Below are 16,119 nucleotides of genomic sequence, written 5' to 3'. Positions count from 1 at the left end.
GTAGTTCCTTTCGTCTTAAGAACTATCAACCCTCCAGACAACATCACATTCACTAAAACATTCACCCTTTCCGGTACTTCCTGGAACCGGATTAAACCGACCCGTTTTACTATGAAAAACCTCTTATCACTCATTGCTCTCACACTCTGCCTCTGTTTTGCCGCCTCTGCGGACATGCAGGCGCAGGATTACAAATCCGCCGCTGGCCTTCGTTTGGGTTATCCCTGGGCAGCCAGCTACAAAACCTTCATCTCCGAATCCAGCGCCCTCGAGGCATACGTTGGCTACCGGGGGTACTCCGGCTTCAGCTGGATCACCATCAATGGTGCGTACCAGATCCACAAAGACATCGAATCCGTCGATGGCCTGCAGTGGTACTTTGGTGGCGGCGCCGGTGTTCAGCTCTGGAACTCAGAATTCTTTGATGGCGGCGAAACGACCTTCACCGTTTCCGGTTACCTTGGCCTTCAGTACACATTTGCTGACGCGCCGATCTCCGTCACTGCCGACTGGGTTCCGACCCTCTTCCTCGGCGATGGCTTCGGGAGCGGAGGCTTCGGCGGCGGCTACGGCAACCTTGCCGTTCGCTACGTGCTGAACAGCGGTGGCAAATAAGCGAAACACCTCATAACCCACAAAATTGCCCTGGTCTGCATCGTGCAGGTCAGGGCTTTTTTTTGCGTGCTGGAAAAGGACTGAGCAAAGGCATCAGTACACTCTCTCAGGTATTTCCGGGCGCGGCCGCGGGTGCAGACTCCGTTTAAGAATTTGTCTTTTCTCCACCAAACAACCTCTGATTTGCCGCAATGTCATAGGTACTTATACCTGTTATCACCATCAATAACAACATTTACACGATACAACTAGCCATTCATCATCCTATTTAATAATTTCACAGCCACTTAGACTACCAATTGCTGTTCCCCTTCCGGTTTCGATTCTGCAAAACGACACGCCTTAATCATGCCAGCTTTTCTTTACCAAAAGAAACGTCCTCAGGGAGCAATGCAGAATATTGAGTGGGCGTGAAGTTTACCGGAATCCTGTTCCTGCTCACTTTTGGCCCTTTTCAGATTTTATTCCCTCGACCCTATTGCGGAAACGAATTTTACCTAATCTCATACACAAGCATATTATGACGACCCAACAACTATTTACTTCCCTCAAGCGGGAGGTTGGCCGACTTGTCTGTTCAAGACGTTTCGCCCTGTGCCTTCTTCTTTACGTGATGTGTTCATCCACAGGAGGTCTTCAGGCTCAGTGTACTTTTGAAGAAGCCTTTCTCTCAGGAGAGGAACGAAGTCTTGCAGACTATGACGGTACGTGTAATTTTGTCGTAGGCGTTGGCTGTACTTACCCCGCTCCCGGAACGACCAGCCTGTCACGAGCAATCACTACAGGCCTTCCCCCGGCCACTGAGGTCACTTCTCCGATGGTCATAAACATATGTTTTTCCGGAGACATTGACGTAGAATACCTTGAAGTAGACATCTCCGGAAGGACGTTCTATATTGGGAATTTAGGCTACATCCCCGACAATATTTCTTTCAATTCCTACTGTAGAGACTTTGTGCTTTATGCATCTACTGTTGAAAGCGATCTCGCAGATAGCGATATCGATATAACTGTTGCTCCGTATCTACCTACCGGAGGGTGGACCCCAGATCCTAATTCAGATGGAAGCGATAATTACGGCTTTGAAATCGTGACCATCAACTTCGAGTACAACTTCGATGTAGACATTACACCAGCAGCCCCTACCGACGACCCAACGACCTCAGAAGATGAGAGTGTAATGGTTCGCTGTAGTGACGATGCCGACATTGATTTCGACTCCTCTTTCCCCGGCGCATCTTTCACGATCAACCCTGTTCCGGCAACGGGTTTCGATACGAATACAGGACTGCTGGACGTATCAGAAATCCCTGCGGGCCTTTATAGTATAAACGCCACCTTTACCAGCGATGACAACTTCTGTTCGGTCAGCTCAGATATTGTTCAGGTAAGCGTGCTGGCCGAAGCGGTTGCGTCCTTAAAACCTACGTTAATCAACTGCGCAGCCGAGATGGATTCCATCAATCTCTCCGTCATGTTTGACGGAGCGAACCTCGAAGGGGGCACCTTCTCTGTGGTCAGCGGCCCTGCGGCAACGATCAACGACAACTTTCTGTTGATTCCTCCCGGTGGTGGCTGCCTGGGTATTCAATACTCAGTGGTTGATGCTGCCTGCAACAACGTTACCAGAACAAGCAATACCGCCGAACTGCTCATTCTGATGGAACCGTCCCCTGAGTTCACCGTCGGAGGCTATACTTCTCCTATTTGCAACGCTGGTGGAAACGAAATCATCACTTTGTCCAACATCAGCAACGGCCCCAATCAGTCGCTGACTATTTTGAGTAGCTCCGGCACGGTAAACGGTGCTCCTGCTACAAACGCCATAGCGGTGGCATTTGGCTCAGTAAGCTTATCGGGGCCTGCCGCATCAGGCTCCAATACGTATACTATTTGCCTTACCGAAGAGAACAGCCCACCCACCAGCTGCGCCAGTGCTTTCCCCTCCGATGACGCAAGTACACCGAATACTGACGAGAGCCAGATCAGCACCTGCGCCGAGACCACCTGTAGTACCGTAGTTATATACAACGACGGAAACGGATGCGCTCCTAATGCACTGTTCGCCAACGAATGCGAGCCAGATCCCGACGCCACTGACGTCTGCGAAGTAGACGTAAAAAACAACCTCGCGCTCTCGTGTAGCTTCTTTACACTCAACGGTCCGCAACTCATCGAGGCCGAGCTTGAAAATTACCCAGGGCTCATCCAGTGTTCGGACCCTGCGATTGATTTCGACTGGCAAGGCAGCCTCCCCGGCAGCTTTGGTGACATTGCCACCGGCGGACCTACGCTCGGAGACCTGAACCCGGCAGCTGGTGTAATCTGCGATATCATCACTTTTGAAATTTGTATCCCTCTGCCTATCGTCGATGACATTTGTATCGACCCTATTCCTTTGGGCTCTTTCGAAGACGCTTGTGATCAAACCATCGGACAAATCATCTTCACCAACCTCGGTGCCCTGATCGGAGGGGACGGCGGATCGGGAATAGTTGTTGCCGATACAGACGGTGATGGTAACTTCGATTACATCGTTGAAGATTATGTCTTCCCCGCCAGCGGTTCCGCCTCTGTACCCAACAACATCGTGAGCAATACCGGAACCATAACCATCAGAAACGTAACCTCCTGGCCCTTTGACGCTGCGGATGTATGCGGAGAGGTTACTTCGGAGTCTATCAACCTTCTTGAATTGCTCCCCATCGGTGCTATTCCTCTCGTTGGTATCATCATCGAAGACCTGCTCGCAGCCGCGTCCTGTAACGTAGACCTGGTTTTTTCCGACGAAGAGACCATCGAAATTCCGGTCTACAACAACTCGGTTCCCGAGTTTGCGAACTGTCCGGAAAACGGATATGTGATCACGGAGGATGGCGTTTGCGATACCGAGGTCAGCTGGTCTGTCCCTGTTGCTTACGACGGTTGCGGAGGAGACGCCCTTCAGTATAAAGGCTTCACCGATTACCCCGAGGCAACGATGTACTACAATGGCCCGTCAACACCTACTCCGGTAGCGGTTGCCTCTTCAGGCGTTTACCAAACCGCCGGCCCCCTTCCCGGTTCTGATCTGGAGCCAGGCACCTATACTGTTGCTTACAGCGCCTATTCTTGTTCCGGAATCGTTGGAACTTGTTCCTTCGAAGTTCTGGTCACCAGCGGAGATCCCGTTCTTGCTTGTCCTGACGACGTAGCTCTTAAAGTAGACGGCGATGTCTGTACTACCGTTGTGACCGGAATCGCCCCGTTGCAGGGCCTCAACTGTGCGACGGTAATCAACTACAGCATTGCTTTTGCAGACGGAACCACAGCCGAGACCACCACACCTTACTCTCTGGCAACCCGTGGCACCCACAACGACGTAAGCGGAATAGAATTCCCCTTCGGCACCAGCACCGTGACCTACACCATGCTCGTTGACATCAACGGTGATAACATCATCGCCGACGATGGCTCCGAGACCCAAACCTGTGATTTCGACGTCCAAATCGTCGATGTCCAACGTCCCGAAGCAGTTTGTGTCGACATCGACGTACGCCTGGACAACACCGGGAACGTAACCGTTTTCGCTGAAGACCAGATGGACGACACCGCTTTCATCAATGGAGGAAGTACCGACAACTGCGGAATCGAAAGCATTCTCATTGCCAAGCCAAACGAGATGCCATCAGCATCAACCATGTTCGACTGTACGGAAACCGGCTACAACCTCGTAACCTTATCCGTGACCGACAACAGCGGTAACGTTACAACTTGTCTTTCTCAGATTAAAGTCGATGATTTCTTCGAAGGCATTTCCTTTGACCTCGATGCACCGGAAATCTGTCTGGAAGCCAACAACCCCTCTCAGCTCGACTTCTCTAACTACCTCGTAGTTACGCTTCCTGACGGAACCACACTGTCTCACGCAGAAGTAGCCAACAACACTTACCTCGGCGACGCTGTAGGTGGCTTCGGCATTACAGCTTTCGCTCCTGCCGCTGGTTCAGCTTCGGCCAACCCCGGAAGCATCTCTACCGATGGTGTTTACACCCCAGGCGACGGTACCGGCTTTGTAACGGTGTCTTATGTACTGGCCCTTCCCGGAGCCGTTATGCAAAACGGCAACGTTGCCCTCACCGGATGTGTTGAAATTGCCCACGCTACGTTCGAGCTCCGGCAACCACTCGACATGGACTCTCCGGAATGTGAGTGTATCGTTCAGAATGACCGCGTCGTTAACCTCGGAGAAGTTACCGGTGGTCTCGAGCCCTACACCATCCAGTTTTCCGGCGTTCACTTAGACGTCGACAACGACCAGATTGCTGATGACGTAAATGGCTCTTTCACCTACCAGGGCTCTTACATCGGCTCTAACGGAGCGGTAATCAACTACGACAACGAGGACTTCACCGAAGACCTCGGCAACCTGCTCGTTGACTACACACAGCCTACCTGGTCGTTTACCGTAATTGACGCCCGGGGTTGTGAAATCTTTCGTTCCGGAAGCTGTGACAACGACGACGAAAACGGCACACCAGAGATTCTCTGCGAGAACCTGGGGCCTGTTGCTCTCTTTACCGAGCCGCTCGCCTGCGAAGCTCAGTACCTGTGGGCACATACCTTGCCTACCGATAACTGCGACGTGATCCTGTACACCTACACGATCACCAACCCTGATGGTTCAGTGGCCGGCCCGTTCGACATTACCGCTCTGTTGAACCCCGACATTACTAACCCGCTGCCTGATCAGTTCAACGGCTCTTACGACTTCGAGCACGTAAGCCCTACTCAGAAAACTTCAACCGTTACTTACTACGCCGAAGACGCCGTCGGCAACTTCTCTCAGTGCAGTTTCGAGGTAACCGTAACGGACGACGATCCGCCCCGCTTCATCAACTGCCCCGAGCCGGCGGTGATTGTAGATGCCCCAGACACCTGGTGCTCTGCCTTTGCGAACTACTCACTGCCCCTGGCCGAGGACAATTGCAGCATCCCCGTTGTTACCCAGGTAGATGACACCGGACTGACCTCCGGCGACCTCTACCCCGTTGGAATTACCATCAACACTTTCGAAGCCGTTGACCCTACCGGAAACACCGTCCGGTGCGACGTGAAGATCATCGTAAATGACTTCCACACCCCACCGACCTACGACTGCCCTGATGACGTAAACGTCAGTACCGACGCAGGCGACTGCGTTGCGGTCGTCGATAACATCGCGCCTACCAATATCGAGGACAATTGCCTTCCGAACCTAACCGTGGTTTACCGCATCGACGATGCTGACGGCAACGAAGTCGCCAGTGGCTTTGACGATGCCAGTGGCAACTCCTTCGGGCTTGGCTCAAACACCGTCAGCTACTCCGTACAGGATATGCCCCTGCTGTTGATTACCGAGATAACGCACGACCTTTCCGACGCTGTAGACGGAACCCTTCCGGTGCCCGGCTTTACTACCGGCAACCCTGCGGACGGGGACTACCTGGAGATCACCAACTTCAACCGCGCTGCGCTGGACGTAAGCTGTCTGATGATCACCCGCTCCCACGCCGCAGGACTGGAAGAATATGCCGTTCCCACCTTTACGATTTTGCAGCCGGGAGGCACGCTGACCATCCATTTCGGTGATGGCACGAACTCACCTGCCGATGATTTCTTCAACGTTCCCGGAGCAGCAAACCTTGCGGCCGACGAGCCCGCCGCGTACAGCATCGGCTTATCCCGGTCTGTAATTGACGTAGCCATCATGAATGGCTTCGACATCAGCGGAACGGATGCTGGAAACTACTGGTCGGGCACGACAGGCCCCGTAAACGGCTCTGGCATTGTCCGGACAACGGTTTGGGATACGAACACCGCGGCAGACTTCGCTCCCGGCGAAGCTTGTTTGCCTACTACCATCGGAGCACTTAACCCCGGCCTTGAGCAACCAACACCCAACGGAGCAAGTACGGCGATTCAGGCGCAGCCTACTGTCCGGGTAGAATGTGACTTTACGGTTACTGTCTCCGACGATGAGGCCCCTGTTTGCGGTCTGTACGGTGAGTGGAACAGTTATTCATCCGGAGCTATCGATCTCGCCTACGGCGAGTGTGTCGAGGCAGTTTACACCGTCGGGGAAGCGTACACCGTATCTGATGTCAACCTGAATATTCAGGGATTGGCGGGCGACATGGGTAACCTGACCTTTACGCTCATCAGCCCCGAAGGCACCGAAGTTGTACTGGCAGCAGCTGTGTGCGCTGGTACCGACGCCGTAGAATTCACCTTTGACGGAGATTTCGGCCCTTCCATCAGTGCCGGGTGCGGGTTCCTCAATAACGCTGGCGAGCTGATCATGCCCGTTGGCGACATCGAAATATTCAACGGAGAAGCCGCCGCAGGAGACTGGACCCTCGAGATAGGTCACAATGCCCAGGTAAACACTGCACCTGCGTCATTCGCCTCCTCCATCCTCTTCGTGAGTTCCCGGGAAGTTTACCCGGATTACACCACTACTTTGGAAAACGACTTCCGTCTCTGTGGTGCCGAATACACCTGGAATCACGCCATCCTTTTCGACAATTGCGAAGGAGGTTCAATCCTCTGGACGATCATCGACTCAAGCGGCACAACACTGGCAAGCCAGCCAATACCGATCTTCCCCGAGAACACCGAGGTGACCTTCTTCTTCCCCGTTGGTGTCTCCACTGTGAACTACGCCCTCACCGACGGCAACGGCAACACCAGTAACTGTAGTTTCGACGTAACGGTAAACGATACCGAAGCTCCGGTGATCACCTGCCCCGCCGACGCTACGATTCAACTCAGCGGAGGTGAATGCGAGAGGGCTTATCGCCCCACCGACTATACCGCTACGGACAACTGCGCCGTTGTGGATATTTTCGGCACTCCGCCTTTCAACCAGCCACTCCCGATTGGCGACAATACAATTGAATTTACCGTAGTGGACGCTGCCGGCAACGACACTACCTGTACCTACGTGGTCACGATCCTTGAGTACATCCCCGCTAACCCGCAAATGGCCTGTCTTGATCAGATCAACATCCACTTAGACGGAGATTGTGAACAGGAAATCATTCCTGCCCTGGTGCTCGCTGGCAACGAGTACTACTGTTTCGACAACTACGTACTGACGCTGCTGCAGCAAAACGAAACCGGTTCATTCGACACCATCACGCCAAACATAGCCGGCATCGATCAGATCGGCGAAGTTGTCCGTTACCAGGTTTATGACCCACGCAACGATGTAAGTTGTTGGGGCAACATCGACGTGGGCTTCTTCGAAGCACCAGAATTTATTTGTCCGTCCGACACGACGGTAAGTTGTAATGCTGCCACCGACACCAGCCTTCTGGGCGTTCCGATACTTCAGAGCTGCGCGATCGCAGGTGCAACGATTGCTTTTGCGGATACCCTGCAGAGGAACGACGCCTGCGACGATCCCCGCGCAATCCTCCGGCGTACCTGGACCGTAACTGATGCTTACGGCAACTCTGCGAGCTGCGTTCAGACCGTCACCATCGAAGCCTTCGACCTGGCTGTAGTTCGTTTCCCGGCCAACCGCGATGGCGACGCATCACCGGCAATCTACTGCGCCGCGGCAGCGGCCGATCCAACCCTGACCGACCCGGAAAACACCGGCTTCCCATTTGTCGACGACGGTTCGGACATATTCACCACTAACTTCTGTAGTGCGAGTTACCTGTACTCCGATGAAGTGTTCAACATTTGCGCCGGCAGCTACGAAATCCTGCGAACCTGGAAGGTTCGCAATACCTGTCAGCCAGTTGTCCCGGGCGTTAACCCGATTGAAGCCGTTCAGATTATACGGGTACTCGACTTCGAGAATCCGGCTCTGGAGTGTCCCGATGATGTAACGATCAGTACCAGCAGTATCGATTGCAACGGTGCTTACCTCATCCCTGAGCCTGTCGTAGAAACCGGATGTACCAACTGGGAATACACCGTCTCTGCCAGCAACGGCGAGCTCAGCCAGCTCCACAACGGGACCTACCTGCTTTCTGGCCTCGACGAAGGGGGCTACACCATCCGCTACGAAGTAGAAGATGAGTGTGGCCGCTACAGCGAGTGCATCTTCAACCTCACGGTAGTAGATCAGGTTGGCCCAACTGCAGCCTGTGAAGATGGTCTCAACGTTTCACTTGATGGCAACGGATTAGCGATTGTCTCTACCGCAGACATCGATGGCAACAGTGAAGACCTCTGCGGCGAGGTAGAACTGGCCATTCGCCGGCTCTACGAACTCGATCCTGGCTCCTGTCAGGCAGTAACCCCGTACTACACCGACTGGGACGCATCGATCGGCCTGAACTGTTGTGACCTTCAGGATCTGGTAACCGTTGAACTGCGGGTAACCGACGAAGACGGCAACAGTTCGGTTTGCTGGACAGAAATTCTCGTGGAGGATAAGATTGCTCCAACCTGTCTTCCTCCGGAAGACGTAACCATCACCTGCGTCGAGTACAGCAACAACCTCCCGAACGATATCGCAGACGCTACCGAAGCTCAACTAAACGCCATGTTCGGCACTGCCGGAGGAGCCGACAACTGCAGTTTCGGAATCACCCAGATGATTACCGGAAGCACCAACAACTGTGGCGTGGGCCAACTCACCCGTATATTCACCGTAACCGATGGAGGCGGACTGACCAACAATGTACAGTGCACCCAGCAAATCAGTATTGTTCCGGTATTCGATTACCAGATCACCTTCCCTACCGATGAGAGTGGTACCTGCGCTGAGATACCTGACTACGATGACCTTGCGTTCACCGACTTCGGTTGCGACCTTCTCACCGTCACCACAGCGATAGACACACTCCGCACTACGGAGGCCGGCGAGGAATGCTTTAAACTCCGCATCACGTACGATGCCGTAAACTGGTGTGAATACAACTCCCTGGGAGAACCTTACCTCCTGCCCAGAGACGGGAACAACGGCCGGGATCCGGAAACTGAACTCCTGTACCTGAACGTGAAACCCGGCACCGACGTCAACATCACCTCCGATGACTTCGCCTTCCTGTCCCGTTTCACGGATCGTATCTTCAACGCCAACACTCAGCAGGCCGACAAACTCGTTGACGATGGCAACGATGTTGCCGGCACGAATGACGGTAACGGCGAAAACGACGCTTTCGCATACGCTCAGGACGACAGCCGGGGAGCCTTCCGCTACGTGCAGTTCATCAAAGTTTACGACGAAGTGGCTCCGGTCATCGTTGTTGACGAACCTGCTGAGTGCTTTAGTGGAAACGGTGACAACTGTGCCGCAGAAGTAACGCTGAGCTTCACCGCTACCGACGACTGTTCCGACGCGCAGGTAACTGCTCAGCTCGACCTCGACTTCAACGAAACGGCCGGCTTTGTGTCTACCCGCCAACTCACGCCGGCAGAACTGACGATCGACGTGACCGGCACCTACATCATCCGCCTCAATGAGGCGCCCGTGGGTGCACACGCTATTCTCATCAATGCCAACGACGGTTGTGGAAATTCCGAAAACGTCATTCTTGAGTTCTGTGTAGATCCGGTGCTGGCTCCGACCCCAATCTGTGTTCAGACCCTCACCGTTACCCTCTCCGACGACGGTAACGGAGGAGGAGCAGCAGCCATCTGGGCTTCCGACTTCATTGCCAGTCCGATTACGGACTGCTTCGGCAATGAGATCGACTCCTACAGCCTCTACTCCGAAGCGGAAGCATCCACCTTTGGCTTCATCGCGGAGGAAGACCAATTGGGAATAACCCTTACCTGTACTGAACTCGAAGAAATTGGCAGCAGTGGCTATCCTGTCCGGGTCTATGCTTTCGATGCTGCGGGAAATAACGACTACTGTACCGTCTTTGTCGAAATTCAGGAGGGCTCCACCTCTCCCTGCGAATTTGGCGAATTGCTCGGCCATCTCGCCGGAGTGATCGTTGACGGAGAGATGAACCCAATTGAAGGAGTTACGGTAAACCTCACCGGGCCAACCGGCATGAACACCGATCTGACAACTCCTGCTGAAGGAACATTCACCTTCTCCGGCCTTCCGCTTGGTCAGGACTACACCATCAGCCCCACTCATTTCGAGGACTATGGCAATGGCGTCCGCACCTCAGACATCGTCGCTGTCACCCGTCATATACTGAGCACCCAGTCGTTACCAAATGTATTCAGTATGCTTGCTGCCGACGTCGACGGCAATACAAGCATTGACGTGGGAGACATCATTTCCATTCGTCGTCTCATCCTGGGGCTGTCGGATGCTTTCCCCGCAGGTATGCCAAGCTGGATGTTTATTCCTGCGGACTATGACTTCCCTGCTGCACTCGACCCCTGGTCTGCAGAATTCCCGAATGTTAGTAATTACAACAACCTCGTCGGCACCATAGCCGACGCCGATTTCATCGGGGTGAAACTTGGAGACGTCAACCAGTCCGCACAACCAAATTCACTGGTTAGTGGTGCCCCGAGGAACCTGAACGGAACCCTGGAATTCGAGATCAACGAAGCAGAACTCCTCCGTGGTCAAACATACCTGGTGCCCGTTTATGCATCCGCCCTGGATGAGGTTGATGGCTACCAGTTCACGCTCCGGTTCAACCCGTCCGTTCTTGAGGTCACAAGCATAGAACCAGGTCTGGTAGCCGCAGGTAACTTTGGCTGGAATTTCGCTGATCAAGGTTTAATCACGACCAGCTGGAACTGGGCAAGCGGAAACGTTGCTTCAGACTGGCAGGCAGACGAAGTGCTCTTCACCCTCAACGTTCAGGCCAACGCCAACGGAAAAATCAGTGAAGGCCTCGAGATCAACAGTCGCTACACCCATGCGGAAGCGTACGAACGCGACAGTGGCAACCTGCGCAACCTCGCCTTAGTTTTCAACGAGGATGCGTTGAGCGTGGGTACCAACGAGTTACTGCAGAACGTACCCAACCCGGTACGGAATCAGACCCTGATCGGTTTCCGCCTTGCGACCGCTCATCCCGAGGTAGTTGTTTCTGTCCGTGATGCCGCTGGCCGCCTTGTGGGTGAATTCAAGCAGGAAGGTCTTGCGGGAAGTAACAGCCTTGTAATCGACAACCGTTTGCTTGGCACACCTGCCGGCGTTTACTCCTACACGGTAAAAGCCGGTGACTGGGTAGCTACAAAACGGATGATTATACTCCGGTAAGTACACTCGGTACAAACGATAAAAACGCCGTCTTCCTTCGGGTAGGCGGCGTTTTTACTTTACCGAAGGGGCATCCGGGCGCGGCCGCGGGTGCAAAGAAAAGCTTGGGGAAACAGAGACGCTCCTCAGAGATTGGCCAATGCCCGACGGTCAATTTTCCCCGTAGCGTTTTTAGGTAGTTCCGTTACCAGGAGGAAATACTTAGGCACCTTGAACCGGGCCAAACCTTCCCGACAATAACCACCAAGTGATTCTGCCGAAGGAGAATGGCCGGGCACCGGAACAACGAAAGCGCTTCCAACCTCCCCCCATTTTTCATCTTCGGTTCCGACGACGGCAACCTCCGCGATTTCCGGATGCTTCTCCAGCCAGCGTTCGATCTCGGCGGGGTAGACATTTTCACCTCCGGAGATGTACATCTCTTTCAGACGGCCAACGACAAAGAAGTAGCCATCTTCGTCCCGTTGTACGACATCTCCCGTTTTGAACCACTCGCCCTGAAAGGCAGATTGGGTCGCAGCCTCATTTTGCCAGTAGCCCGGCGTTACCATCGGGCCACGCAGGAGCAATTCTCCGGAAACGTTAGCCGGGCAATCTCTGCCGTTCTCATCTACTATTCTGGTCTCAACGTAGAAATTGGGACGACCGATAGACCCGATCTTTCGGGTAGCATCGTTTTGGTGGAGTGAGAACAGATTTGGCCCGACTTCCGTCATCCCGAAGCCTTGCCGAATGGGAATCCCCCTTCGGTGCCACTGCTCGATAACCGGTAAAGGCAAAGGCTCGCCGCCAACAATGATGTAGCGCAAGCTCGTGAGATCCGCAGTTGCAAAAGCCGGGTCGTCCGTCAGCATACGCAGCATAGTGGGCACGGCCATGAATACCGTCGACTTGCTTTTTTCAAGCCATTCCAACACCCCGCCGGCAGAGAACTTCCTCAGTAGAACGGTATGTCCGCCCCGGTGAAGCAGCGGAGTGACCAGCACATTCCAGCCTCCGGTATGAAACGGCGGCATAACGTTGAGCGTGCGGCTCTCGGAATTGATGACCAACGAAAGCGCTGTATTCACGCTGTTCCAGAACAGCATCCGGTGGGTGTACAAAGCCCCCTTCGGGAAGCCGGTCGTACCGGAAGTGTAGAGAATGAAAATTGGGTCTGTTTCTGACACTGTTGGCCATCGAGGTGTGCCCAACTGACGGCTGGTTCTTTGTGGTTCTTCGCCCTCTCCCCCGGCCGCTCTCCTTCGGAGAGGGGGTACGGCTCCGGTTGCTTCTACGGCATGGTTGAACACTTCTTCCAGTAACCAGCATTCCGGGTTAAGTCCGGACTGTTGGCAGGCAGCAGCCGCCAATGCTGAAAATTGTGCTTCTGCGATCAACAGAGCAGGTGCGGCATCCTTCAGGATATAGGCGAGTTCGTGCGCGCTGAGCCGGTAGTTGACCGGAACGAGCACGAAGCCGGCTTTCTGAGCAGCGACGAAGAGCAGAGGATAAGCCAGACTATTTTCGGCCAGAATTGCGATGCGGTCTCCGTGACCCAAACCAAGGGTTGAAAGAAAATGAACGACGAGGTTCATCCCTCCCTGGTTCAGTTCTCCGTAAGTAAGTTCTTCTCCCGTATCCCCATCCGTAAACGCGATGGCTTCTGGCGAGTACCCGGCCCAGCGGGCGGCCCAATCTGTGGCAGTCATGGTTTTTGTTTTTACATCCTGAAAGCAGCGCTGGCAAAAGCAAGTCCGCCCCCCGAGCCAATAAAGTACACCAACTCACCGGGTTTGACCAAGCCTTTCTCCCAGGCATCATTAAAAGCCATCGGGATGCAGGCCGAGCCGGTATAGCCGTAGTGATGCATTATGGTGTGCGCCTTCGCTTCGTCCGCTTCCAGCAGGTTCAGGGTTTCCCGGATGGCGTTGATGTTGATCTGAGTGATAAAGTAATGGTCTACCTGAGGAGGAGCCACGTTGGTTCGGTCCGATAGTTTCCGGGCCATATCGCTCCAGGTAAGCGGGTTCAGTTCTTTGGGAAAACGATGGACAAACTGAAGTTGGTGCTGGTGGTTAGCCATACTCTCCGGGGTATTCGGGTAGCGGGTGGCGCCGCCGTAAATGCCCATCCATTCGTTGTACTCCCCTTTAGACCGGAGCTCGCTGGCCAGGAAGCCTTCGCCTTCTTTTTCGGTGGACTCAAGTACAACGGCTCCGGCCCCATCGGCGAACAGGGTAACAGTCTTTTTATCCTCCATATTGAGGTATTTGCTCATGGCGTAAGCACCTATGATCAGGACGCGGTTGTAGGCCTCGTCGCTACGGACGTACTTGGAGCCAATGTCCAGCGCGGTGACGAAGCCCGCGCAGGCAGTGTTTATATCGAATGTACCAGCGTTGCCCGCCCCGAGGCGGGCCTGCACAACGGACGCCGTGGAAGGAGAGACAAACTCCGGTGTATCGGTTGCAACGATGATCAGGTCCAACTGGTCCGCTTTCAGGCTGGCGCGTTCGAGTGCCTGACGGGCAGCGTGCTCGGCCAGATCGGCACAACTCTCATCTGGTGCAGACCAACGCCTTTCAAATATTTCGACGTTGGTGCGCAGCCAGGTATCTACGTCTTCGCCCAGTAATTCGTTGAAATAAGCGTTGGGGATGACACGTGCGGGAGCGTAAGCGCCGCACGCACTGATTTTTGCGTTTCGCATAAATAGAGATTTTAGTCCTTTACGGGAGCAGGCCGGTTACGGAGGGCCCAGGAGATTATGGTTGAAGGAACGGCCGTTGCGAGCAGGGCAATTGCGGCCGTAACGCCGGGGTTGGCAAACGCCAGCGTTGTGTCGGGGAACCAGATGGTTCCGTAACGGTAAAGCGTAAAATGGATAAGCAGAGCCAGGACGGAGAAGGCCCAGACAAGGCCTTTATGAACATTTGTGAACAGCACACCAGCGAGTAAGGGCGGGACCGCTGCAAGCACCAGCCCGTAAACCCCCACCTGTCCGAAAATGCCCAGTAGTTGCGGTGGGTGCAACGCGACAAAAAATGCAGCAATGGCCACCAACACCAGCACCAGTTGGCTGACCCGCATGGCCAGCCGCAGTTGTTTTTCTTCGTCTCCTTCCTTCTTCCTGCGGAGCAGATTGAGCACCAGGTCGTTGGCGGTGATCGTTGAGATACCCACCAGCAAGCCATCGAGGGTCGACATAGCTGCGGCCAGCAGAACCACACTGACGATGGTGAAGAGCCAGTCGGGAAAGGTTTCTTTCAGGTAGGCCGTCATCACCAGGTCCTGGCGAAAGAGCCCGGTAGCAGGATCGGTCAGTGCTTCGGCTGGCACCGCAACGTGGGCCCAGAAGCCCACGAGCAAGAGCATCGTGAAGAGGAGGTACACCACCGAAAAGATGGCGATGTAGCGGCCGACTTCCCGGTTGGTTTTTACGTACAGCGCCTTAGTCAGGATATGCGGCTGACAAACCAGGGCACCACCAATACAAAACCCGGCGATATACGTCGAGAAAACATCTTTGAAGAACCGGCTTTCGGGGTTAACGTACCCCATTAACCCTTCCCCGGCACCTGCGATCGCGCCCCAAAAATCTTCGGTACCGGCCATGAGTACGATGCCAGACCCGATAACCAGCACCGATACACCCACCATCAGGAAGCCCTGAAACATATTGGTGTAAACGTGGGCGTAGGTGCCCCCGATCAGTACGTAGCCCGTAACGAAAACGAGCGTAATGGCCAGCGCAACCAGGTTGGAAACCTCCAGAAGTTGCTGCATCACGATCGATATCCCACCAACCAGCAACACGATGAAAGCGAAGCTCAGAAGGTTGATGACCGCGAAGTAGAGGGAAAAATTCCGGGAGTTGTACCGTTTACCGATCCAGTCAGGAATGGTCAGGGCGTGAAACGCCGAGCCAAGCTCCCGAAAACGAAACGAGAGCAACAGCAACATGAGGACGAAACCTAAATACACGCTCAGTCCCAGGTGCATGAAAGCCGCCAGTCCATCGACGTAAACGAAGCCCGGGTTGATGATGAAGGTTGCCGCCGAGGCCGTTGCGGCCGCCAGGGTAACCCCCACCTGCAAAGGAGACAGGTCTCCCTTACCAATCGCAAAGCTGCTGAACCCGTCGGTTTTTTTCAGGCCCAACCACCCGAGGTAGGAGGTACCCAGCAGGTAGAGTAAGAAAAGCGTCCAGGCAAGTACCATTTGGAGGGTTAATATTCGAAGAATCTTGAGTTTCCCAAAGCTAACCCACGGGAGAGTCAGGCGGTATGCCTACTCCCCCGGCGGGCAGACTATGGGGTTAGGGTTCCGGTTTCTACATCCGGGGCTGTGCCAATCGG

General features: G+C 54.3%; 5 protein-coding genes. 2 read left to right on the top strand and 3 right to left on the bottom strand.

Annotation, left to right across the window (positions count from 1 at the left end; translation table 11 throughout):
• The first annotated feature begins 111 nt into the window (after positions 1 to 111).
• Together FUA23_RS11620 and FUA23_RS11615 are read left to right on the top strand one after the other, a co-directional pair.
• Complete coding sequence (locus FUA23_RS11620) at positions 112 to 615, top strand: hypothetical protein (RefSeq protein ID WP_147930913.1); 504 nt, start codon at positions 112 to 114, stop codon at positions 613 to 615.
• A gap of 520 nt (positions 616 to 1,135) precedes the next feature.
• A complete protein-coding gene (locus FUA23_RS11615) occupies positions 1,136 to 11,779 on the top strand; it encodes an HYR domain-containing protein (RefSeq protein ID WP_147930912.1) in 10,644 nt (3,547 codons plus the stop codon).
• Between the two features lie 125 nt (positions 11,780 to 11,904).
• On the opposite strand, the gene FUA23_RS11610 is transcribed toward FUA23_RS11615, so the two are convergent.
• Genes FUA23_RS11610 through FUA23_RS11600 form a run of 3 tightly spaced genes read right to left on the bottom strand, consistent with a single transcriptional unit; the run spans position 11,905 to position 15,982 of the window.
• Positions 11,905 to 13,470, bottom strand: a complete 1,566-nt coding sequence (locus tag FUA23_RS11610; RefSeq protein ID WP_147930911.1) for a class I adenylate-forming enzyme family protein — start codon at positions 13,468 to 13,470, stop codon at positions 11,905 to 11,907.
• Positions 13,471 to 13,481: 11 nt separating this feature from the next.
• Entirely contained in the window at positions 13,482 to 14,471 is a 990-nt protein-coding gene (locus tag FUA23_RS11605) for a 3-oxoacyl-ACP synthase III family protein (protein ID WP_147930910.1), read from the bottom strand.
• Positions 14,472 to 14,482: 11 nt separating this feature from the next.
• Positions 14,483 to 15,982 carry a sodium:solute symporter family transporter gene (locus tag FUA23_RS11600; RefSeq protein WP_147930909.1) on the bottom strand — a complete coding sequence of 500 codons (1,500 nt, stop codon included), beginning with the start codon at positions 15,980 to 15,982 and terminating at the stop codon, positions 14,483 to 14,485.
• Positions 15,983 to 16,119 lie beyond the last annotated feature (137 nt).

The organism is Neolewinella aurantiaca, assembly GCF_008014675.1.
Classification (GTDB): Bacteria; Bacteroidota; Bacteroidia; order Chitinophagales; family Saprospiraceae; genus Neolewinella; species Neolewinella aurantiaca.
Note: the sequence above shows the minus strand (reverse complement) of the source record. Positions and strands in the feature narration are given on the sequence as shown.

Bases quoted from the DNA above. Each gene is read 5' to 3' on its own strand.
- FUA23_RS11620 (WP_147930913.1), top strand. From the start codon at position 112: ATGAAAAACCTCTTATCACTCATTGCTCTCACACTCTGCCTCTGTTTT.
- FUA23_RS11615 (WP_147930912.1), top strand. From the start codon at position 1,136: ATGACGACCCAACAACTATTTACTTCCCTCAAGCGGGAGGTTGGCCGA.
- FUA23_RS11610 (WP_147930911.1), bottom strand. From the start codon at position 13,470: ATGACTGCCACAGATTGGGCCGCCCGCTGGGCCGGGTACTCGCCAGAA.
- FUA23_RS11605 (WP_147930910.1), bottom strand. From the start codon at position 14,471: ATGCGAAACGCAAAAATCAGTGCGTGCGGCGCTTACGCTCCCGCACGT.
- FUA23_RS11600 (WP_147930909.1), bottom strand. From the start codon at position 15,982: ATGGTACTTGCCTGGACGCTTTTCTTACTCTACCTGCTGGGTACCTCC.